The organism is Pseudomonas sp. F007 (genome assembly GCF_057814275.1).
In genome coordinates this window covers 155,852-176,637 of the sequence record NZ_JBVATA010000012.1, presented here as the reverse complement: position 1 = coordinate 176,637, position 20,786 = coordinate 155,852, and the positions used below count along the sequence as shown (strand labels likewise).

20 protein-coding genes are annotated in these 20,786 nt (G+C 62.9%); 8 read left to right on the top strand and 12 right to left on the bottom strand.

Annotation, left to right across the window (positions count from 1 at the left end; translation table 11 throughout):
• The 3 genes from ACZYR5_RS27795 to ACZYR5_RS27785 all read left to right on the top strand — a co-directional run.
• A partial coding sequence (locus ACZYR5_RS27795) for an ABC transporter permease subunit (protein ID WP_489092410.1) occupies positions 1–665 on the top strand: 665 nt, incomplete at its 5' end.
• A 10-nt stretch (positions 666–675) separates the two neighbouring features.
• A complete protein-coding gene (locus ACZYR5_RS27790; RefSeq protein WP_489095177.1) occupies positions 676–1,644 on the top strand; it encodes an ABC transporter ATP-binding protein in 969 nt (322 codons plus the stop codon).
• On the top strand, positions 1,644–2,624 hold the full coding sequence (locus ACZYR5_RS27785; protein WP_489092641.1) for a peptide ABC transporter ATP-binding protein: 981 nt from the start codon (positions 1,644–1,646) through the stop codon (positions 2,622–2,624). The genes ACZYR5_RS27790 and ACZYR5_RS27785 overlap by 1 nt, the downstream gene beginning before the upstream one ends.
• Before the next feature lie 164 nt (positions 2,625–2,788).
• On the opposite strand, the gene sfnG is transcribed toward ACZYR5_RS27785, so the two are convergent.
• A complete protein-coding gene (sfnG, locus tag ACZYR5_RS27780) occupies positions 2,789–3,883 on the bottom strand; it encodes a dimethylsulfone monooxygenase SfnG (RefSeq protein WP_489092640.1) in 1,095 nt (364 codons plus the stop codon).
• A gap of 265 nt (positions 3,884–4,148) precedes the next feature.
• Here sfnG and ACZYR5_RS27775 point away from each other — a divergent pair, with 265 nt between their 5' ends.
• Positions 4,149–5,390, top strand: coding sequence for an acyl-CoA dehydrogenase family protein (locus ACZYR5_RS27775; protein WP_489092639.1), 1,242 nt, complete (start codon positions 4,149–4,151; stop codon positions 5,388–5,390).
• A gap of 46 nt (positions 5,391–5,436) precedes the next feature.
• Here the strand turns inward: ACZYR5_RS27775 and ACZYR5_RS27770 are convergent, their stop codons facing one another.
• From ACZYR5_RS27770 to ACZYR5_RS27730, 9 genes are all read right to left on the bottom strand, one after another.
• A complete protein-coding gene (locus ACZYR5_RS27770) occupies positions 5,437–5,796 on the bottom strand; it encodes a hypothetical protein (RefSeq protein ID WP_489092638.1) in 360 nt (119 codons plus the stop codon).
• Between the two features lie 10 nt (positions 5,797–5,806).
• On the bottom strand, positions 5,807–7,039 hold the full coding sequence (locus ACZYR5_RS27765) for an SfnB family sulfur acquisition oxidoreductase (protein ID WP_489092637.1): 1,233 nt from the start codon (positions 7,037–7,039) through the stop codon (positions 5,807–5,809).
• Between the two features lie 266 nt (positions 7,040–7,305).
• The gene (locus ACZYR5_RS27760) at positions 7,306–8,115 is read right to left on the bottom strand and encodes an ABC transporter ATP-binding protein (protein WP_489092636.1); all 810 of its coding nucleotides are present in this window, start codon (positions 8,113–8,115) and stop codon (positions 7,306–7,308) included.
• A gap of 54 nt (positions 8,116–8,169) precedes the next feature.
• The gene (locus ACZYR5_RS27755) at positions 8,170–9,510 is read right to left on the bottom strand and encodes an ABC transporter substrate-binding protein (protein ID WP_489092635.1); all 1,341 of its coding nucleotides are present in this window, start codon (positions 9,508–9,510) and stop codon (positions 8,170–8,172) included.
• A 75-nt stretch (positions 9,511–9,585) separates the two neighbouring features.
• Positions 9,586–10,650: a branched-chain amino acid ABC transporter permease gene (locus ACZYR5_RS27750; RefSeq protein ID WP_489092634.1), complete on the bottom strand. Its 1,065-nt coding sequence runs from the start codon at positions 10,648–10,650 to the stop codon at positions 9,586–9,588.
• A gap of 4 nt (positions 10,651–10,654) precedes the next feature.
• Complete coding sequence (locus tag ACZYR5_RS27745) at positions 10,655–11,536, bottom strand: branched-chain amino acid ABC transporter permease (protein ID WP_489092633.1); 882 nt, start codon at positions 11,534–11,536, stop codon at positions 10,655–10,657.
• Entirely contained in the window at positions 11,536–12,303 is a 768-nt protein-coding gene (locus ACZYR5_RS27740; RefSeq protein ID WP_489092632.1) for an ABC transporter ATP-binding protein, read from the bottom strand. Before ACZYR5_RS27740 ends, ACZYR5_RS27745 begins: the two co-directional genes overlap by 1 nt.
• Entirely contained in the window at positions 12,300–13,247 is a 948-nt protein-coding gene (locus tag ACZYR5_RS27735; RefSeq protein WP_489092631.1) for an AMP-binding protein, read from the bottom strand. The genes ACZYR5_RS27740 and ACZYR5_RS27735 overlap by 4 nt, the downstream gene beginning before the upstream one ends.
• Positions 13,234–14,652 (bottom strand): LLM class flavin-dependent oxidoreductase, encoded by a 1,419-nt coding sequence (locus ACZYR5_RS27730; RefSeq protein ID WP_489092630.1) that lies wholly within the window; start codon positions 14,650–14,652, stop codon positions 13,234–13,236. Before ACZYR5_RS27730 ends, ACZYR5_RS27735 begins: the two co-directional genes overlap by 14 nt.
• 325 nt (positions 14,653–14,977) lie before the next feature.
• Between ACZYR5_RS27730 and ACZYR5_RS27725 the strand changes: the two genes are divergently transcribed.
• The 4 genes from ACZYR5_RS27725 (at position 14,978) to ACZYR5_RS27710 (ending at position 18,274) form a co-directional block, all read left to right on the top strand.
• Positions 14,978–16,717 (top strand): dipeptidase, encoded by a 1,740-nt coding sequence (locus ACZYR5_RS27725; RefSeq protein WP_489092629.1) that lies wholly within the window; start codon positions 14,978–14,980, stop codon positions 16,715–16,717.
• A gap of 75 nt (positions 16,718–16,792) precedes the next feature.
• On the top strand, positions 16,793–17,299 hold the full coding sequence (locus ACZYR5_RS27720) for a P-loop nucleotide/nucleoside kinase family protein (protein ID WP_489092628.1): 507 nt from the start codon (positions 16,793–16,795) through the stop codon (positions 17,297–17,299).
• A gap of 325 nt (positions 17,300–17,624) precedes the next feature.
• Positions 17,625–17,915 (top strand): type II toxin-antitoxin system ParD family antitoxin, encoded by a 291-nt coding sequence (locus tag ACZYR5_RS27715; protein WP_489092627.1) that lies wholly within the window; start codon positions 17,625–17,627, stop codon positions 17,913–17,915.
• Positions 17,916–17,917: 2 nt separating this feature from the next.
• Positions 17,918–18,274, top strand: a complete 357-nt coding sequence (locus tag ACZYR5_RS27710) for a type II toxin-antitoxin system RelE/ParE family toxin (protein ID WP_489092626.1) — start codon at positions 17,918–17,920, stop codon at positions 18,272–18,274.
• 141 nt (positions 18,275–18,415) lie between these two features.
• Here ACZYR5_RS27710 and ACZYR5_RS27705 read toward each other — a convergent pair whose 3' ends face one another.
• Positions 18,416–19,657, bottom strand: coding sequence for a saccharopine dehydrogenase family protein (locus ACZYR5_RS27705; protein ID WP_027620321.1), 1,242 nt, complete (start codon positions 19,655–19,657; stop codon positions 18,416–18,418).
• A 28-nt stretch (positions 19,658–19,685) separates the two neighbouring features.
• Positions 19,686–20,783: a carboxynorspermidine decarboxylase gene (locus ACZYR5_RS27700; protein ID WP_489092625.1), complete on the bottom strand. Its 1,098-nt coding sequence runs from the start codon at positions 20,781–20,783 to the stop codon at positions 19,686–19,688.
• Positions 20,784–20,786: the final 3 nt, after the last annotated feature.

Below are 20,786 nucleotides of genomic sequence, written 5' to 3'. Positions count from 1 at the left end.
GCACCGACGAGCTCGGTCGTGATTTGCTGTCGCGACTGATCCAGGGTTCGCGCCTGTCGTTGATGATCGGTTTGTCGTCGGTGGTGATGTCGCTGATCCCGGGGATCCTGCTGGGCCTGTTCGCCGGCTTCTTCCCGCGCCTGCTCGGCCCGACCATCATGCGCCTGATGGACATCATGCTCGCCCTGCCGTCGCTGCTGCTGGCCGTGGCCATCGTCGCGATCCTCGGCCCTGGCCTGATCAACACCGTGATTGCCATCGCCATCGTCTCCTTGCCGTCCTACGTGCGCCTGACCCGCGCCGCGGTGATGGGCGAGTTGAACCGCGACTACGTGACCGCCGCGCGCCTGGCCGGTGCCGGCTTGCCGCGGCTGATGTTCATCACCGTGCTGCCCAACTGCATGGCGCCGCTGATCGTCCAGGCCACCTTGAGTTTCTCCTCGGCGATTCTCGACGCTGCGGCACTGGGCTTCCTCGGCCTCGGCGTGCAACCGCCGACCCCTGAGTGGGGCACCATGCTGGCCTCGGCCCGCGACTACATCGAACGCGCCTGGTGGGTGGTGAGCCTGCCGGGTTTGACCATTTTGCTCAGCGTGCTGGCAATCAACCTGATGGGCGACGGCCTGCGCGATGCGCTGGATCCGAAGCTCAAGAATGCCGCCTGAGGAGATTCCCATGTCACTGTTAGCAATCAAGAATCTCAACGTGCGTTTTGGCGACAAGACCGCCGTGCCGGTGGTTGATGGCCTCGATCTCAATGTCGACAAGGGCGAAGTATTGGCCATCGTTGGCGAGTCGGGCTCGGGCAAATCCGTGACCATGATGGCGCTGATGGGCCTGATCGAGCACCCCGGCATCGTCACCGCCGACGCCCTGAGCTTCGACGGCAAAGACATGCTCAAACTGAGCAACCGTCAACGCCGCAAGATCGTCGGCAAAGACCTGGCCATGGTCTTCCAGGACCCGATGACCGCGCTCAACCCGAGCTACACCGTCGGCTTCCAGATCGAAGAAGTGCTGCGCCTGCACCTGAAAATGTCCGGCCGCGCCGCCCGTAAACGCGCCATCGAATTGCTGGAAAAAGTCGAGATCCCCGGCGCCGCCAGCCGCATGGACGCCTACCCGCACCAGCTGTCCGGCGGCATGAGCCAGCGCGTGGCGATCGCCATGGCGATTGCCGGCGAACCGAAACTGCTGATCGCCGACGAGCCGACCACCGCCCTCGACGTGACCATCCAGGCGCAAATCATGGACCTGCTGCTGGCCCTGCAAAAAGAGCAAAACATGGGCCTGGTGCTGATCACCCACGACCTCGCGGTCGTCGCCGAAACCGCTCAGCGCGTGTGCGTGATGTACGCCGGCCAGGCCGTGGAAGTCGGCCAGGTGCCGCAGCTGTTCGACATTCCGGCGCACCCGTACAGCGAGGCGCTGCTCAAGGCGATTCCCGAGCACAGCCTCGGCTCGACGCGCCTGGCGACCCTGCCGGGCATCGTCCCGGGACGTTATGACCGTCCCCACGGCTGCCTGCTGTCGCCGCGCTGCCCCTATGTACAAGACAGCTGCCGCGCCCAACGGCCGACCCTCGACCCGAAAAGCCACAGCCTCGCCCGCTGCTTCTATCCCCTGAATCAGGAGGTGGCGTAATGGCCGTCGTCCTTACCGCCCGTGACCTGACCCGTCACTACGAAGTCTCCCGTGGCCTGTTCAAGGGCCACGCCACCGTGCGTGCGCTGAATGGCGTGTCGTTCGAGCTGGAGGCCGGCAAAACCCTGGCCGTGGTCGGCGAATCGGGCTGCGGCAAATCCACCCTGGCCCGCGCCCTGACGCTGATCGAAGAGCCGTCTTCCGGCTCGCTGAAAATCGCCGGCCAGGAAGTCGCCGGCGCCGACAAGGCCCAGCGCAAGCAGCTGCGCAAAGACGTGCAGATGGTGTTCCAGAGCCCGTACGCCTCGCTCAATCCACGGCAGAAAATCGGTGATCAACTGGCGGAACCGCTGTTGATCAACACCAACCTGAGCGCTGCGGAACGCCGGGAAAAAGTCCAGGCGATGATGAAGCAGGTCGGCTTGCGGCCCGAGCACTACCAGCGTTATCCGCACATGTTCTCCGGCGGCCAGCGCCAGCGGATCGCCCTCGCCCGGGCAATGATGCTGCAACCGAAAGTGCTGGTGGCGGACGAACCGACCTCGGCGTTGGACGTGTCGATCCAGGCCCAGGTGCTCAACCTGTTCATGGACCTGCAGCAGGAATTCAACACAGGCTACGTGTTCATCTCCCACAACCTGGCCGTGGTGCAACACGTGGCCGACGACGTGATGGTCATGTACCTCGGCCGCCCGGTAGAGATCGGCCCGAAGCACGACATCTACGCCCGCCCCCTGCACCCCTACACCCAGGCGCTGCTGTCGGCCACCCCGACCATCCACCCGGACCCGGACAAGCCGAAAATCAAAATCGTCGGCGAACTCCCCAACCCGCTCAACCCGCCACCGGGTTGTGCGTTTCACAAGCGCTGCCCGTATGCCACGGAGCGCTGCAGCAGTGAAGAGCCGGTGTTGCGGCTGGTGGACAGCCGCCAGGTGGCGTGTCATTACGCGGAGCAGTTTGTGGATGGGGTGGCGTAAGAGTCGCCTGAATTGAAATACAACCTGTAGGAGCTGGCTTGCCAGCGAAGGCAGTGTGTCAGTCAAAATTTATGTCGACTGACATACCGCCTTCGCTAGCAAGCTAGCTCCTACAAGGGTTCAGGGTCGAACACACGATCAGCATCCACCGCCAATCTGCGGTTTCACACCGGTTCCAGAACCTCGGCGCGGGCCTGTTCCAGTTCGCGCACCAGCGGCAGGACGTGCTTGCCGAAGTACTCGACCTCTTCCTGGAAATGCAGGAAGGCCGAGAGGATCAGGTCGACGCCTATGGCTTTGAGCTCGACGATGCGTTCGGCAATCTGCCGTGGGGTGCCGATCAGGTTGGTCTTGAACCCGTCGTTGTACTGCACCAGGTCTTCAAAGCTCGATTTCGCCCAGTTGCCCTCGCCTTCGGGGCTGGCCGCACCGGCGTTTTTCGCTTCGCCGGCAAAGCCCTGCACCGCTTGCGGGTCGGCCTTGTCGATGATTTCGGCGAGCACTGCCCGCGCTTCGGCTTCGGTCTCGCGGGCGATGATGAAGGCGTTGACCCCGACCTTGACCGAATGCCCGTTGAGCGCCGCCTTGGCCCGCAGATCGTCGACCTGCGCCTTGATGCCTTCTACGGTGTTGCCGTTGGTGAAGTACCAGTCAGAGACCCGCGCGGCCATGTCCCGGGCAGCTCGCGAACTGCCGCCCTGGAAGATTTCCGGATGCGGGCGCTGCAGCGGCTTGGGCTTGAGGCTGTAGTTGTGGAACCGGTAAAAATCGCCGGAGAAGCTGAAATTGTCCTGGGTCCAGATACCTTTCAACGCGCGAATGAATTCCTCCGAACGACGATAGCGCTCGTCATGGTCCAGCCACGGTTCGCCGATGGCGCGGAACTCTCCCTTGAACCAGCCGGAGACGATGTTCACCGCCACCCGCCCCTGAGTGAACTGGTCAATGGTCGCCAATTGCTTGGCCGCCAGCGCTGGCGTCCACGGACCCGGCAGGATCGCCGCGATCACCTTGAGCTTCTCGGTGGCGGCCAGCAACGCGTGGCTGATGACCACTGAATCGTGCTGATTATCAGCGCCATAGCCGGCGGTGAAGCGAATCTGCGACAGCGCGTAGTCAAACCCCGAACGCTCGGCGATCCGCGCCAGTTCACGGTTGTAGTCGATGTCCCAGCGCGTGCGCTGTTCGATCTTGCTGACCACCAGGCCACCGCTGACGTTGGGCACCCAGTAGGCGAATTTGATCGGTTGTTGGCTCATGGCAAGTACTCCAGTGATGACTCGGTTTGGTCATTAACGGAGCAGCAACTGTGCCAGAACAAAATAATGTTTTATTTCAATTAGTTAGAAAAAAAACGCAGCCCCGCAACTGTTGCCCCATCAACAGTGCTTCAACAAGCTGCCCGGGCTTCCAACAGTCCGCACGCCCACCTTCCCAAGCAATCCCCAGTAAACACGGACTCCCCCGGCAACGGCACGGCCTGTGCAATGGCGCATGTCCAGATTCCGTTCCAGGAGAGTTCCCATGACTGCCCAAGCCCAACACCTGCCGTCGCTCGCCAGCAGCGTCGACTACAACAGCCTCGCCGCGCGATTCCGGCCGATATTTGCGCGAATCGCCGCCGGTACGGTGGCCCGCGAGCGTGAGCGCAGCTTGCCCCACGAGCCGATCCAGTGGCTCAAGGAAGCCGGCTTCGGCGCCGTACGCGTACCGCTGGAATTCGGTGGCGGCGGCGCGACCCTGCCGCAACTGTTCCAACTGCTGATCGAACTGGCCGAAGCCGATTCGAACATTGCCCAGGCCCTGCGCGGCCACTTCGCCTTTGTCGAGGACCGACTCAACGCCCAGGCCAGCGGCTCGCAGGCAGTGTGGTTGCAGCGCTTCGTCGAGGGTGACCTGGTGGGCTGCGCCTGGACCGAAATCGGCGCGGTGAAGATCGGCGAGGTGATCACCCGGGTGTCGCGCCAGGGCGATCAATGGGTGGTCAATGGCACCAAGTACTACAGCACCGGCAGCCTCTATGCCGACTGGATCGACCTGTTCGCCCGCCGCGACGACACGGGCGCCGATATCATTGCCGCAATCCGCACCCAACAACCGGGCGTCCAGCAAAGCGACGACTGGGACGGTTTCGGCCAGCGCACCACCGGCAGCGGCACCTCGGTGTTTGTTGACGCCGTGGTCGAGGAAGAAAACCTCATCGACTTCAGCACCCGCTTCAAATACCAGACCGCGTTCTATCAACTGGTCTTGCTTGCGGTACTGGTGGGCTCCGGCCGCGCCGCCCTGCGCGACTTCTCGCACGAGGTGGGCAAGCGCACCCGGGTATTCAGTCATGGCGCTGCCGCGTCCACCGCCGAAGACCCGCAGATCCAGCAAGTGATCGGCAAGGCTTCCGGCCAGGTCTACGCCAGCGAGGCCGCCACCCTGCGTGCCGCCCAGGCCGCGCAGGACGCCTACCTCGCGCATTTCGCCGGCGACGCAGAAGCCGAGCGCCAGGCCAATATCGCCGCCGAACTGGAGTCGGCCCAGGCCCAGGTGGCGGCGGTCGAGCTGATCCTGCGGGCCACCAGTGACCTGTTCAACACCCTCGGCGCATCGGGCACCAGCACCACCAGGCAGCTTGACCGGCACTGGCGCAACGCGCGCACCGCCGCCTCACACAACCCGGTGATCTACAAGGAACGGATCATCGGCGACTGGCACGTCAACGGTACCGAGCCGCCTTACGTGTGGCAGATCGGAGGGGGCGCCAAGCAAGGCTGAAACCCAAGGCGCCCCGTGCTCGACGGGGCGCCTCGGATTAACTCGGTCAGTCCAGCGCCGCCCCATTGAGGTAGTGGTCACCCAGGCGTCGGCGCCAATGGGCCGGTGGCTCGTTTCGCCCTTCGGCACTCGGCCTGTGCAGTGCCCGGCCACTCCATTCCAGATGCAGTTCGCTGCCCCGTTGCGCCGCTTCGGCGGCCGCCAGGCGCGCCTCGATGGCCGCGGCTGGCGAGCGCTCGGCCCACTCCAGCAGGGCCTGCGCGGCAGCAACCCGCACCTCGAGATCACCGACAGCGGCAATCGCCAGGCTGTCGTCTTTCAATGGCCCGGCCTGCAAATGTTCGACCAGCGCCCGCAAAGCGTTTTCGGCGAATTGCAAATCGGCGCGGCTAGTTGAATTGGGCATGGGAAGCTCCTTAGTTCCAGGAATGACGAGAAGGTTTGACGCCGTTGAGGCGCTGGTTGCCGATCAGGTGAAACTTCCAGCGCACCGGGTCGTGCAGGGTGTGGGTGCGCGCATTGCGCCAGAATCGATCCAGCCCCTGGCTGGCCGACACCGTGCGCGTGCCACCCAGCTCCAGCAGGCGCGTGGACGCCAGCAAGGCGATCTCGGTGGACAGCACCTTGGCCTGGCCGACGATGACCGAGGCGTGGGCGACGCTGTCTTCACTGGGTTCGGCCAGGGCCAGGTCGACCGCTTGCGCCGAGCGCTGGAGGATGGCTTCGGCGGCGCGCAGGCGCCAGGCCAGGTCACCGATGGCGGCTTGGCTCAAGGGGTCGTGGCGCCCCTGCTCGAGGCCGCTGTCGGCCCAGGGTCGGGCCAGGCGAGCGACGCGCAGGGTCTCGGCAAAGGCGCCCCGGGCAATGCCGGTGTCTACGGCGGCCTGGATGATCTGTGACACCGGGCCGTCGGCGGTCGGTTGCTCGTAGGCTTTCCAGGCCGGAATGACGGCGCTGGCGGCAACGCGCACGCCATCGAGCAGAACCTTGCCGCTGGCGGTGATGCGCTGGCCGAAACCGTCCCAGCTGTCGATCACCTGCAGGCCCGGGGTTTCGCGCGGGACAAAGGCTATGAACGGCCGGTTCAGTTCGTCGACGCCGGCCACCGGCACGATATGGGCGAACAGCGCGCCGGTGCAGTAGGCCTTCTCGCCGTCGAGCACGGCGCTGTCGCCGTCGAAACGGATCCGCGTTTCAAAGGCGGTGACGGTCTTGCTCTTGGCCTCGGAAAACGCATTGCCGAAGCGATACCCCGCCAGCACCTTGGCCAGGTATTCGGTCTTCTGTGCCTCGCTGCCGGTGAGCAGCAGGTTGTTGACCACGCCAAAGTGGTTCTGCGGCAGTTGTCCCAACGACGGGTCGGCAGCGGAAATGATCGCCACCACTTCGGTCAGGGTGCGGTAGGACACCCCGGCACCGCCATGGCTTTGCGGCACGGTAATGGCCCACAGGCCGCTGTCGGAAAAACGCTCCAGCTCAGCCCACGGCAGGCGCCGGTCACGGTCGCGCTCCAGGGCTTCACGGGCAAAATCCTCGGCAAGCCGCTGCGCCACCTCGATGGCTTCGGCGTCGCTGCGGATGATATGGGCCGGGCGTCGAGGCGCCGATGTGGCCTGCTCGGTCAGGTGGGATGGGGATGTGGCACTCATGGGTTGACTCCATTCGATGGCGGTTCTGGAAGCATGAGCAGGCGCCCATGCGAGGTGTTGAAGTGATGTGGTTGGGTAAGCGGCGGGATGGTTGATGTTCGTGGCTAACCACAGAATCTGCATCGACCGCCCCCCCCTGTAGGAGCTGGCTTGCCAGCGAAGGTTTTGAACGATAACGCGTGCTGGCTGAATGTTCGCGGCAGTCTCGGGTTCTTCGCTGGCAAGCCAGCTCCTACAGGGGTTTTGGTCGATCACAAGATCTGCATTTACCGCAGTGGTCCGCTTTGGTCAGGGCTCTTCAGCCGGCCTTGCCCCCCCAGATAAAAACGCTGAATATCCTCCCGCGCCGCCAGCTCGCTCGCCGCGCCCGCGCCCACCACCCGGCCGTTCTCCAGGATGTAGGCATGGCTGGCATGGCGCAGGGCGACGTTGATGTTTTGTTCGGCGATCAGGAAGCTCATGCCTTCGCGGGCATTGAGTTGGGCGACGATCTCGAAGATCTCTTCGACGATGATCGGCGCCAGGCCCATGGACGGTTCGTCGAGCAGCACCAGGCGCGGCCGGGTCATCAGGGCGCGGCCGATGGCGAGCATCTGCTGCTCGCCGCCGGAGGTCAGGCCGGCCTGGGTCTTGCGCTTGGTCCTGAGCCGCGGGAACCAGGCGTAGATCCGCTCCAGGTTTTGCTCCAGTACACGCCGTGACGGCTTGCGCAGGAAACCGCCGCTGCGCAGGTTTTCTTCGATGGTCAGATGGGCGAAGACATGTCGCCCCTCCAGCACATGGACGATGCCCTGGCGCGCCAGTTGATTGGCCGCGACCCCGGCGGTATCCGCCCCGGCAAAACGAATCTGGCCGCGACTGACCTTGGCGCGATCCGCCTGCACCAGCCCGGAAATCGCCTTGAGGGTGGTGCTCTTGCCGGCGCCGTTGGCACCCAGCAGCGCGACGATACCGCCCTGCTCGACCTTCAGCGACACCCCGGCGACGGCCAGAATGGCGCCGTCGTAAATCACTTCGATGTCGTCCACCGCCAGCAACTCACTGGCATGGATAACCGGTTGAACTCGCTGGTTCATCGCGTATTACCTCCAGGGCGCGAGACGCGCCCGCTGCTAAGTGGCTGCCCGGCATCAGGGCTCGGCACGGCAATCGCGGGCAGTCACGCCCTTCTCTTTGGCGTACTCGGCCGCCTTGGCATCGATCAACGGGCGCAAGGTCGCGCGATCCGCCTGAATCCAGTCGGTGACCAGCGTCCATTGCGCGCCATCCCACTGCTGGACCTTGGCCGCGCCGCCGCCCTCATGGTCGCTGCAGGACAGCTTGAGCGGCTGCATCAGGCCGAGAAAGCCGATCTCCTTGAGCCGCGCATCGCCCAGGTCCAGGTGCTCCAGACCCCAGCGCCCTTCTTCGCCATTGAGCGGTCGGTTGCCGAATTTTTTCTGTCCGGCACGAATCGCCTCCACGGCAATCGCCGCGTTCACCAGCCCGGAGTTGTAGTACACGCTGCCAAAGCTTTTCGGGTCCTTGAGGTCGCTCTTGCCCTTGTCGAGGATGTGTTCCTTGATGCGCTGGTGGATGTCGAAATTGCTCCCGCCCGGGTACGGCGTCAGCGCCAGATAACCTTTGCCGGCCTCGGCGGCGGGCAGCACGTCTTCGTTGGAACTGGCCCAGATGTCGCCGACGATGCGCTCCACCGGAAAGCCGAAACGCGCCGCGGTCTTGATCGCCACTGGGGTCGACACACCCCAGGTACGGAGGAACACCCAGTCCGGTTTCAACTGGCGGATCTGCCGCCATTGCCCGGCCTGCTCATTGCCCGGATCGGCCACCGGGATCTGGATATTTTCGAAGCCGTATTTCTCCGCCAGCAACGCCAGCGGGCCCTGGGTTTCCCGACCGTAGGCCGAGTCGTGGTAGACCGTGGCGATCTTCTTGCCACGCAGTTTGTCCAGCCCGCCTTCACGCTGGGCCACGTAGTTGATGAAGGCCGAGGCCTCGCTGTAGAAGGTCAGCATCACCGGGAAGTTATAGGGAAAGATGCTGCCATCGGTGGCTTCGGTGCGTCCGTAGCCGAGGGTGATCAGCGGGATCTTGTCGGCCTCGGCCTTGCTCGCCAGGGCATAGGCCGCTGGCGCGCCGTTGGGTTGATAGACCGCCACCGGCGCACCGTTGAGGCCGTTCTTGAAACGCTCGTAGCACTCGATGCCCTTCTCCGCCGTCCATTCAGTCTCGCACTCCTGCCAGACCAACTTGACCCCATTGATCCCGCCTTCGACTTCGTTGATGTAGCGCAGGTAATCGATCATCCCGGCCCACACCGGGATGCCGCTGGAAGCGTAGGCACCGACGCGGTAGGTGGCCATGGGGATGAATTGCTCGTCGCTGGCGGCCTGGGCCAGGGTCGGCAGCAGGGCCTGCAGGCCGAGGCCGAGCACCGCGGCGATAAAGGTACGTTGCAAGGGTTTGCGCATGAGGGATCACTTCTATTGCATAAGGTGTGAGGTGTCCCCTCCCGTCGTCGGGTCAAGGCGGGAAAGAAAGAATGTCTAGAAGCGCAGCGGCCAGCTCTTGAGCCGTTCGCGCAGGTCGCCGAGCAGGCGGATCAGGCCTTCCGGCTCCTTGATCAGGAACCAGATGATCAGCGTGCCGAAGATGATTTTCTGCAGGTTCTGCAACTGCCCGGCGTCGACGCTGCCGCCGAACAGCCATTGCCCGCCATGGTTGAGCAGGATCGGCAGCAGGCTGATAAAGGCCGCGCCGACGAAGTTGCCGGCGATGCTGCCCATGCCACCGATAATGATGATGAATAGGATCTGGAACGAGCGGTTGATGTCGAAGCTGCCGGCGCTGGCCGTACCCAGGTAGGCGAAAGCCCAGAGCGCGCCGGCGATGCCCAGGTAGAACGAGCTCACGGCAAAGGCCAGGCGCTTGTAGCGGTCCACCGGGATGCCGACCACCGAGGCGGCGGTGTCCATGTCGCGGATCGCCATCCAGTTGCGCCCGACCTGGCTGCGCACCAGGTTGACCGCGACCCAGGTCAGCAGCACCACGCAACTCAAGGTCAGCAGGTAACGCCCCACCGGCGAGGCCAGGCTGTAGCCGAACAGTTCCAGGCGCGGCGCGCTGATGGTGCCGGACGAGGCGAAATTGTAGAACCAGGGAAATTTGCCAAACACCCACTCGAGGAAAAACTGCGCCGCGAGGGTGGTGACCATCAGGTAGAAGCCCTTGATCCGCGCGCTGGGAATGCCAAACAGCAGGCCGACAAAGGCCGCGATCAAACCGCCGCCCAGAAGCGCCAATGGCAGTGGAATGCCCGGTACTCGCAGCAGCAAACCGTAAGTGGCGAAGGCGCCGACCGCCATGAAGCCGGCAGCCCCCACCGAGGTCTGCCCGGTGTAGCCGGTCAGCAGGTTGAGGCCCAGGCCGGCCAGGGACAGCACCAGGAACGGGATCAGGATCGCGTTCAGCCAATAGTCATTGCCCAGCAGCGGCAAGCCGACAAAGGCCACCAGCAGCAACAGACCGAGGCCCACCGGCCAGCGGCGGCGCAGCAGGGTCAGGGGCGCATCGTCGAAACTCGCGGGAATGCCCGTGATAGTCGTCGTCATGGGATCACACTCGCTCGATGGCACGGTCGCCGAACAGGCCGGCCGGGCGGAAATAGAGAAACGCCAGGGCAAGGAAATAGGCGAACCAGGGGGTGATGCCGCCGCCGATCAGCGGACCGATATAGGCTTCGGCGAGGTTCTCCGCGGCGCCGACGATCAACCCGCCGACAATCGCCCCGCCAATCGAGGTGAAGCCGCCGATGATCAGTACCGGCAGCGCCTTGAGCACCACCAGCGACAGCGAGAACTGCACGCCCTGACGCGCGCCCCAGAGCAGGCCGGCCACCAGCCCGACCATGCCGGCCACGGCCCAGACGATCTGCCAGATGCGGTTGAGGTTGATCCCCAGCGACAGTGCGGCCCGGGTGTCATCGGCCACGGCGCGCAGGGCGATGCCGATCCGGGTCTTGTTGAACAACAGCGCCAGCACGGTCACCAGCACCGCACAGACGCCGGCGGCGATCAGGTCGAACTGGCTGATCATGATCTCGCCGAGAAACACCGGCACATCGTCGATGCCCAGGTCCAGCGCGCGCACCTGGGCGCCCATCAGGCCCTGGGCCAGGCCTTCGATGATGAACGACAGGCCAAGGGTGGCCATGAACAGGGTGATCTGCGAGCGATTGACCAGCGGGCGCAGCACCAGGCGCTCGATCAGCAGCGCGCCGATGATCATCACCAGCAGGGTCAGGGCAAGCGCCAGGTCAAAGGGCACGCCCTGCTCGTGCAGGCTGACGAAGGTCAGCGCGGCGAACAGCAGCATCGAGCCCTGGGCAAAGTTGAACACACCGCTGGCCTTGTAGATCAGCACGAAGCCGATGGCGACCAACGAGTACAGGGTGCCGGCGAGCAGGCCGCCGATCAGGGTTTCGAGAAACAAATTCATCAGTGCACCGTCCCCAGATAAGCCGCGATCACCTCGGGGTTGGCCTGGACTTCGGCGGGCGTGCCGTCGCCGACCTTGCGCCCGTAGTCGAGCACCACCACGTGGGCCGAGAGGTCCATGACCACCTTGATGTCGTGTTCGATCAGAATCACCGTGGTGCCCAGGTCACGATTGATGTCGGCGATAAACCGACTCATCTCCTGTTTTTCCTCGGCGTTCATCCCGGCCATGGGCTCGTCGAGCAACAGCAGGGTCGGCTGGGCAATCAGTGCCCGCCCCAGTTCGACACGCTTCTGCAGACCGTAGGCCAGGCTGCCCACCGCCACATCGCGCCAGGGTTGCAGGGCGAGAAAATCCAGCACCTGCTCGGCCCGCGCATTGAATTCGCGCGCCTCACGCCGCGCCCGTGGCAAACCCAGCGCCTGTTCGATGAACAGCGTGCGTTGCAGGCGCGACAGGCCGGTGAGCAGGTTGTCGAGCACGCTCATCTTCTTGAACAGCGCGTTGTTCTGAAAGGTCCGAGCGATGCCGCGGCGCGCAGCGGTCAAGGGATGGGGCCGGCGCAACGGTTCGGCGTCGAACAGCAGCTCACCGGCGTCGGCGCGATAAACGCCATTGAGGATATTCAGCAGCGAGCTCTTGCCCGCGCCGTTGGGGCCGATCAAGGCGCAGATCTCGCCGCGCTGCACGGCGAACGACAGATCGTTGATCGCCTTCACGCCCTTGAACGACAGGGAAATATTGCGCACCTCCAACAGCGCGCTCATGCCGCACGCTCCAGCACGTCATGCAACCAGCCCAGGTGCGCCGGCGCACGGGTCGGCGTGTCGATGCGGCTGACCCGGCGAAAGCCCAGCAGGTTTCGCACCCGGGCTTTCAGCCAACGGCGCAGACCACGACGCGGATCGGCCAGCGCCCACTCGCACAGCCGCCGGCGCCAGGTGCCCTGGGGCGCCAGCCGTGCCTCGATCTCGTCGGCCACCTGGCGGGCACGCTCGCTGGACATCAACAACGCGGTCGGGGCGATGTCCTGGCGGTCGCGACTGGCTGACTCGAGGGTTTCCGGGAACGCCAGACCTTCACCATGTTGCAACCAGCGGCTGAGCACATGCTGCAGGCCGAGCGGCCAACGGGTGTCTTCGTCGACCCACACCACCGGGTCCCTGGCGACCTGCGACCAGCCTTGCTGCGCCTGCTCCTGCGGGCCGCTGAACAACACACTCAAGGGCGCCGCTTGCAACCCGCCCTGCCCGGCCTTGCTGGCCTGGGCGCTGAACACTTGCAATGGGCCGAAGTGCTGCAGCTCGGCCTCACGCCACAGCGCCACGGTTTCGCGACGCTGGACGAAGGCGAAATCAGGACGCAGCAGCCGCACCTGGCGTTGCAGGGTTTCGCCACGGGCCTGCGGGCTGATCACCTGGCTGATCCCGCCGAGGCTGTGGGCCGCTAAAGCGAGGATCAGCAACGACGGTTCGTAGGCGCCACTCAAGGCCAGGCGCGAGGTCTCGGCAAAACCCTGCTGGCGCAAACCGGCCGCCGCGCGCTCCACTTCCCGCAGCACATCGATCCAGCGCCAGGCCTTCCACACGCCCTGGCGACGATGACGCAAGGCGATCTGCAGCGGCTTTTCGGTGGCCCAGCGGCGCAAGGCGCTCAAGGCGAAATCCGGCACCTCATCGACGGGCCGCGGACTGAGTTCATGCACGCTCATGGGCTGGCTCCCGCTGGATGGCACGGGTGCTGTGGCGCTTGCCAAGGTCGCGATAACCCGCAGCCGGATGGTTGTCGGCCAGGCGCGGGCCATCGCCGAACAGCTTGTCGCGCAGGGTGCCGGCGGCGTATTCGGTCTTGTACACGCCGCGTTTCTGCAACTCGGGCACCAACAACTCGACCACGTCGCGGAAGGTTTCGTGGGCCAGGGCGTAGGCGAAGTTGAAGCCGTCGACGTCGGTTTCCTCGACCCAGGCCTGCAACTCATCGGCGACGGTCTGCGCGCTGCCGACGATCAACGGGCCGAAGCCACCGATGCCGACCCAGTCGGCCAGCTCACGCACGGTCCATTGCTTGTTCGGGTCGGCCGTGGAAAAAGCTTCCACCGCCGACTGGATCGCGTTGGTATGGATGTGCTTGAGCACCTGGTCGGGCTGGTACTGGCCGAAGTCGATCCCGGTCCAGCCGGACAACAGCGCCAACGCACCTTCGTAGCTGGTGTAAGACTTGAGTTCCTGCCACTTGGCCTGGGCCTTGGCGTCGGTCTCGTCAACGATCACCGTCTGCAGGTTGAAGATCAGAATCTTGCGTGGATCACGCCCGGCCTCGGCGGCGCGGCGGCGGATGTCGGCCACGGTTTTTTTCAGGATCACTTTCGACGGCGCGGCGACGAACACGCACTCGGCATGCCCGGCCGCGAAGTTCTTGCCACGGCTGGAAGCGCCTGCCTGGTAGAGCACCGGGGTGCGCTGCGGCGAGGGTTCGCAGAGGTGGATGCCGGGCACCTGGAAGTATTTGCCCTGGTGACGGATCTCGTGAATCTTGCTCGGGTCGCTGAACACCCGACGCTCGCGATCGCGCAGCACCGCGTCTTCTTCCCAACTGCCTTCAAAGAGTTTGTAGAGCACCTCAAGGTATTCGTCGGCGTAGTCGTAGCGGGCATCGTGATCGCTCAGGGCTTTCTGCCCGAGATTGCGCGCGCCGCTGTCCAGGTACGAGGTGACGATGTTCCAGCCGATGCGGCCCTTGGTCAGGTGATCGAGAGTCGACAGGCGCCGGGCGAAGGGATACGGATGCTCGAAACTCAGCGACGCCGTCAGGCCGAAGCCGAGGTGTTCGGTGACCGCCGCCATCGGTGTGATCAGCGCCAGCGGATCGTTGACAGGCACCTGGGTGGCCTGGCGGATGGCAGCCTCGCCATTGCCGTTGAGCACGTCATAGATGCCGATCACATCGGCGATGAACAGCCCGTCGAACTTGCCACGCTCCAGCAACTTGGCCAGGTCGGTCCAGTACTCCAGATCCTTGTATTGCCAGGAGCGATCCTTGGGGTGTGCCCACAGGCCAGGTGACTGGTGGCCAACACAGTTCATCTCGAAGGCGTTCAAACGGATTTCACGGGGCACGGTGCAGCTCCTTTTCACTGAACTTGATGGCATCTTGCGACGCGTCTTGATTCAGCTAAACAGGATTCGTGCCAGTTGATTTAATCGTTATTTTTCAATGACTTATTAACTATTAGAAAGCCAGATTGAATGCCTGCACGACAACAGCCTGTTGAACGACTGTTGCTGTACGGACAGTAGGTTTATGCGTCGTTTTTGTATTTCTGTGGGACAGATCGCAGTTGTGGGACTGCCGTACTTGTCCTCGTGGTGTTAGCTTGGAAATGTCTTGTTTCACTTGTACGACACTTCCTACTCAACGCCCTGCAAAGGAATGCCACCCACGATGGACTTTTCACTCAAGCACCTGGCCGCCACCACCCTGATGCTCGCCAGCCTCACGGCGGTTGCCACGCCGGCCCAGGCCAACATCACCCCGCAACAGAGCGCGGCCATTCTCAAGACTTTCAACGAGCAGTCGGTTAAGGACTTCCGCGAGTTCCTCGGCAGCCTGGCGAAAAGCGACCTGTCCGAGACTGACGACCTCCGCCCGGCCATCAGTGCTTTCCTCGACAACAAGCGCCTGAGTGCCGAACAGCAAAATGAAATTTATCGCCTGCTGGGCCTGTACGCCCGGGTGAAATACGGCAGCGCCGCCACCGAGACCCTGCGCGAACTGGTGGCCATCCCCACCTTCCAGGTCGAAGGCGTGGCCCAGCACGACAACCCCGAATTCATCAAGATCGCCGACAAGATCAAGAATCTGGCCGAGTCCTTCAACCTGAGCTTTCGCAACGTCGACAACCGTGTCTACGAAATCTCCCTGCCCGGCAGCGGCGACGAAGTGGTGGGCATTCACGCCCACGCCGACGTGGTCCCGGTGACGCCGGAGAACTGGGTGCTGGAAGACGGCACCAAGCTCGATCCGTTCAAGGTCACGCTGATCGGCGACCGCCTGTACGGGCGCGGCACCGAGGATGACAAGAACGGCATCGTCGTGACCCTGTACGCGATGAAAATCATCAAGGAAGAAAAACTGCCTCTGGCACGTAACTTCAAACTGCTGGTGGACACCACCGAAGAAACCACCGGCGACGCCATCCCCTACTACTTCGAACACAACCCGACGCCCAACTACAACCTGGCGCTGGACGGTGGCTACCCGGTGGTGATCGCCGAGAAAGGCTACGGCACGGTCATGGCCAACTTCCCTTGGCGCAAGGCCGAGGGCAAGGGCGCCGAGATCATCTCGATGACCGGCGGCCTGGCGACCAACCAGATCCCCTCGACGTCGGTGGTGACCCTGGTCACTGAGCAGCCCGCCGAACTGGCGGCCAGCCTGCAGCAGGCCGGCAGCGACTACGCCAAGCGCAATGGTGGCGACTTCAAGGTCAACGCCAAGGTGGTCGGCAAGGATGTGCAACTGGTGGTCACCGGGGTGTCCGCCCACTCCTCCGAGCCCGAGTCCGGGGTCAACCCGGTGGCGCGCATGCTCGACTTGCTCAACAGCCTCGACGGCAAGGTTGCGCTCAAGCACAACGCCTACACCGACGCCGCACGCTACGCCGCCGACAACTGGGGCCTGGACTACCTGGGCAACAAATTGGGGGTCGGTTTCGCCGATGACTTCATGGGCCCACTGACCACGTCGCTGACCTACGTCGGCAAGGACGACAAGGCCTTGAAGCTGGCGGTTAACCTACGGGTACCCAAAGGCAAATCGCCGGAAACCCTCAAGACCGAGATCGCCGACAAACTCAGCGCCTGGAGCAAGAGCAGCAAGACTGCCGTGACCTTCGACTACTCCATCGCCGAACCGATGTACCGCAACCCCGAAGGCGAATGGGTCAAGGCGCTGCTGGCCGTGGCCACGGAAAACCTCGGCATGCCGCACAAGTTCGGCACCTCCGCCGGCGCCACCTCAGTCCACGAGCTGCCCAACGGCGTGCAATTCGGCCTGGCCATGCCCGACGTCAAATACACCGGGCACAACGACAACGAGTTCAAGACGGTGGAGCAGTTCATGCTGGATCTGCAGATCGTCACCGAGATGATGGGGCGGATCGGGCAGTTGCCGAAGCTTTGATGGATGGGGGCGGGCTTGCTGTTGGGGTGGGTCCGCCGCGTACACTCGGCCATCTGATTAATCCAGGGGCACGGCATGCTAATCGTCTTCAGCGGACTTCCCGGCACAGGGAAAACCACCATCGCCAAGGCGCTCGCCGCTGCAACGGCTGCCGTGTACCTGAGGGTCGATACGATCGAGCAAGCGATTCGCAACGCGGGGGTACTTGCGCGAGACGTCGGGTGCAGTGGCTACCGGGTCGCCAATGAGCTGGCGCTGAGTAACCTTCTGCTCGGCCATAGCGTTGTCGTGGATTGCGTCAACCCCGTCGCGGAAAGCCGAACCGCATGGCGCGATATCGCCGCCAAGGCGGGAGTGGAATTGGCCAACGTGCAGGTGATTTGCTCCGATGCAAATGAACACCGGCGCCGCGTCGAAACCAGGACTTCTGACATACCGGGCCTGATACCACCCACCTGGGAATCAGTGCTGGGCCACGAATATGAGCAGTGGGATGAGGCTGTGCTGTGCCTGGACACTGCTCAGGCATCTGCTGCGCAAGCTGTTGCGGTTATTGTCGAGCGATCGCGGCGCGAGCGATAGCGTCGTAACAAAGCCTGCGTTCACAACCAAGCCGGCTTGTCGGCCCGCCGCATCGCAGCGAAGAACCCGAGGCCACCGCGCGTATTCAAACAGTACGCGCCATCGTTGACGTTTTTCGCTGGCAAGCCAGCTCCTACAAAGGGTGGGTCGAACACCAGCTGGCTTGTCGGCCCACCGCATCGCAGCGAAGAACCCGCCGTTGACCTCCATACCCGATTTAGCGATTCGACAGGACGGCTCTGAAGGAGGATGTGCTCCCGGGTAAAATGGCATAGTATGCCAATGAAAATCAGCCCCCCTCGCGACCCCTGAACTGGAGCTCATCATGGCGACCCGAAATGTAGTGCTCACTTCCCATCAAGAACAGGTTATCCATGACCTGGTTCAGTCCGGTCGATATCAAAATGCGAGCGAAGTGATGCGCGAAGGTCTGCGCCTGCTGGAACAACGCGTTGCCGAAGACTCCGCGAAAATCGAAGCCCTGCGCCAGGCGACCTCGGTGGGCATCATGGATCTGGAGCACGGGCGTTTTACCCAGTTGGACGAGGAAAATCTTGAGCGCTATCTGGACGGGTTGGGCCGGGAGGCGACAGCCCCGATAAAAGAGAAACACTGAGCATGCCGCAATATCGAATTTCCGACGCGGCGCGCAGCGACATTGTCGATATCCTGAGGCACTCCCAAGTCGAGTTTGGTGACCCGGCACGCCGCAGATACCAGGCGCTGATCCTCACAGCCCTGCAATCAATCGCCAGCACACCCCAGTGTATCGGCAGCCAGCAGCGCAATGAACTGGCCCCCGGCCTTCGCAGCTATCACCTGAATTACGCACGCCAACAGGCAAAACAATCTGAAGGAACCGTCAAAAGCCCGCGCCATATCGTGTTTTATCGCGTGGCGAATGACCAGGTGATCGAAATTGTTCGGCTATCGCATGAGGCGATGGAAGTGCGGATGCATTTGTCCGACGAGTGATCACCGTAAGCGTCACCGTTGATGATGGTTGCAGACGTTTTGATGGGGTGGGCGAAAAAATCGCTATGAGCCCAGCACGACCACTGCGGTAAAACTCGCAGCAGTCGGCCGGGAACCGTCGTTCAGTAACCTTGCGATCGATCAGGCAAAGTTCAGCGCGCGGTCCGAGGTTTCGTCCTTGATGCGAGTCGGCAGACCCATGACTTCCAGTGCCGCGAGGAACGGCTCGGCGGGCAGCTCTTCGACGTTGACCATGCGGCTGACGTCCCAGTCGCCACGAGCGACCAGCAGTGCGGCGGCGACAGGAGGCACGCCGGCGGTGTAGGAGATGCCCTGGCTGTCGGTTTCGGCGAAGGCTTCTTCGTGGTCGGCGACGTTGTAGATGAACACTTCGCGCGGCTGGCCGTCCTTGGTGCCTTTGACCAGGTTACCGATGCAGGTCTTGCCGGTGTAGCCCGGGGCCAGGGAACCTGGATCCGGCAGCACGGCCTTGACCACTTTCAATGGCACCACTTCCAGGCCTTCGGCGGTCTTGACCGGTTGCTCGGAGAGCAGGCCGAGGTTTTTCAGGACGCTGAAGACGTTGATGTAGTGCTCGCCGAAGCTCATCCAGAAGCGCACGTTGGCGATGCCGAGGTTCTTCGAGATCGAGTGCACTTCGTCGTGACCGGTCAGGTACAGGTTCTGTACGCCGACCACAGGCAGGTCGTCGGTGCGCTTGACTTCGAACATGGTGTTGCTGGTCCACTGGCTGTTCTGCCAGCTCCACACCTGTCCGGTGAATTCGCGGAAGTTGATTTCAGGATCGAAGTTGGTCGAGAAATACTTGCCGTGGGAACCGGCATTGACGTCGAGAATGTCGATCGAATCAATGCTGTCGAAATACTGTTGTTGCGCGAGTGCCGCGTAGGCATTGACCACGCCCGGATCGAAGCCGACGCCAAGAATGGCGGTGACGTTCTTCTGCTGGCATTCCTCGAGGTGTTTCCACTCGTAGTTGCCGTACCAGGGTGGCGTCTCGCAGATTTTGCCTGGCTCTTCGTGGATCGCAGTGTCCAGGTAAGCCACGCCGGTATCGATGCAGGCACGCAGCACCGACATGTTGATGAACGGTGAACCGACGTTGATCACGATCTGTGATTCGGTGTCGCGGATCAGCGCTTTGGTCGCTTCGATGTCCAGCGCGTCGAGCGAATAGGCTTTGATCTCGGCAGGCACTTTCAGGCTGCCTTTAAGGTTGACGCTGTCGATGATGGCCTGGCATTTGGAGATGTTGCGCGACGCGATAGCAATACGACCGAGTTCGTCGTTGTGCTGCGCGCACTTGTGGGCCACCACCTTGGCGACACCTCCTGCACCAATGATAAGTACGTTCTTCTTCAATTTCTCTCTCTCTCCTTCTTGAGCCAGCTTACGAAAGGCTGGACAGGTAGTCGTTGTAACCAAACTCACGAACCACTTCGACTGTACCGTCGAGTTGTTTCACTACGATGGACGGCATTTTCAGGCCGTTGAACCAGTTCTTCTTGACCATGGTGTAGCCGGCGGTGTCGATGAACGACAGGCGGTCGCCGATGGCCAACGGACGGTCGAACTGATACTCGCCAAAGATATCGCCAGCCAGGCAGGATTTGCCGCAGACCATGTACGTGTGCTCGCCGTCGCTCGGCGCCAGCTTGGCGTTCAGGCGGTAGATCAGCAGGTCCAGCAGGTGGGCTTCGATGGAGCTGTCGACCACGGCCAGGTGCTTGCCGTTGTACAGGGTGTCGAGCACGGTGACTTCCAGCGAGGCACTGTTGGTGATCGCCGCTTCGCCCGGTTCCAGGTAAACCTGCACGCCGTACTTCTCGGAGAACGCCTTCAAGCGCGCACAGAATGCGTCCAGGGCGTAGCCTTCACCGGTGAAGTGAATGCCGCCGCCGAGGCTGACCCACTTGACCTTGTGCAGCAGTTCGCCGAAGCGTTCTTCGATGGTGCACAGCATCTTGTCGAACAGGCCGAAATCGCCGTTCTCGCAGTTGTTGTGGAACATGAAGCCGGAGATCTGCTCGATCACGCCTTCGATCTTCACCGGGTCCCATTCGCCCAGACGGCTGAACGGACGCGCCGGGTCGGCCAGCAGGTAGTCGGAGCTGCTCACCTGCGGATTGACGCGCAGGCCACGCACCTTGCCTTCGCTGCGTTCGGCAAAACGCTGCAGCTGGCTGATGGAGTTGAAGATGATCTTGTCGCTGTTGTCGAGCATCTCCTCGATCTCGTCATCGGCCCAGGCCACGCTGTAGGCGTGAGTCTCGCCGGCAAACTTCTGGCGGCCGAGCTTGAGCTCGTAGAGCGACGACGAGGTGGTACCGTCCATGTACTCCTGCATCAGATCGAACACCGACCAGGTCGCAAAGCACTTGAGCGCCAGCAGGGCCTTGGCCCCGGATTGCTCGCGTACATAGGCGATTTTCTGCAGATTGGTCAGCAGTTTGGTTTTGTCGATGAGGTAGTAAGGGGTCTTGATCATTCC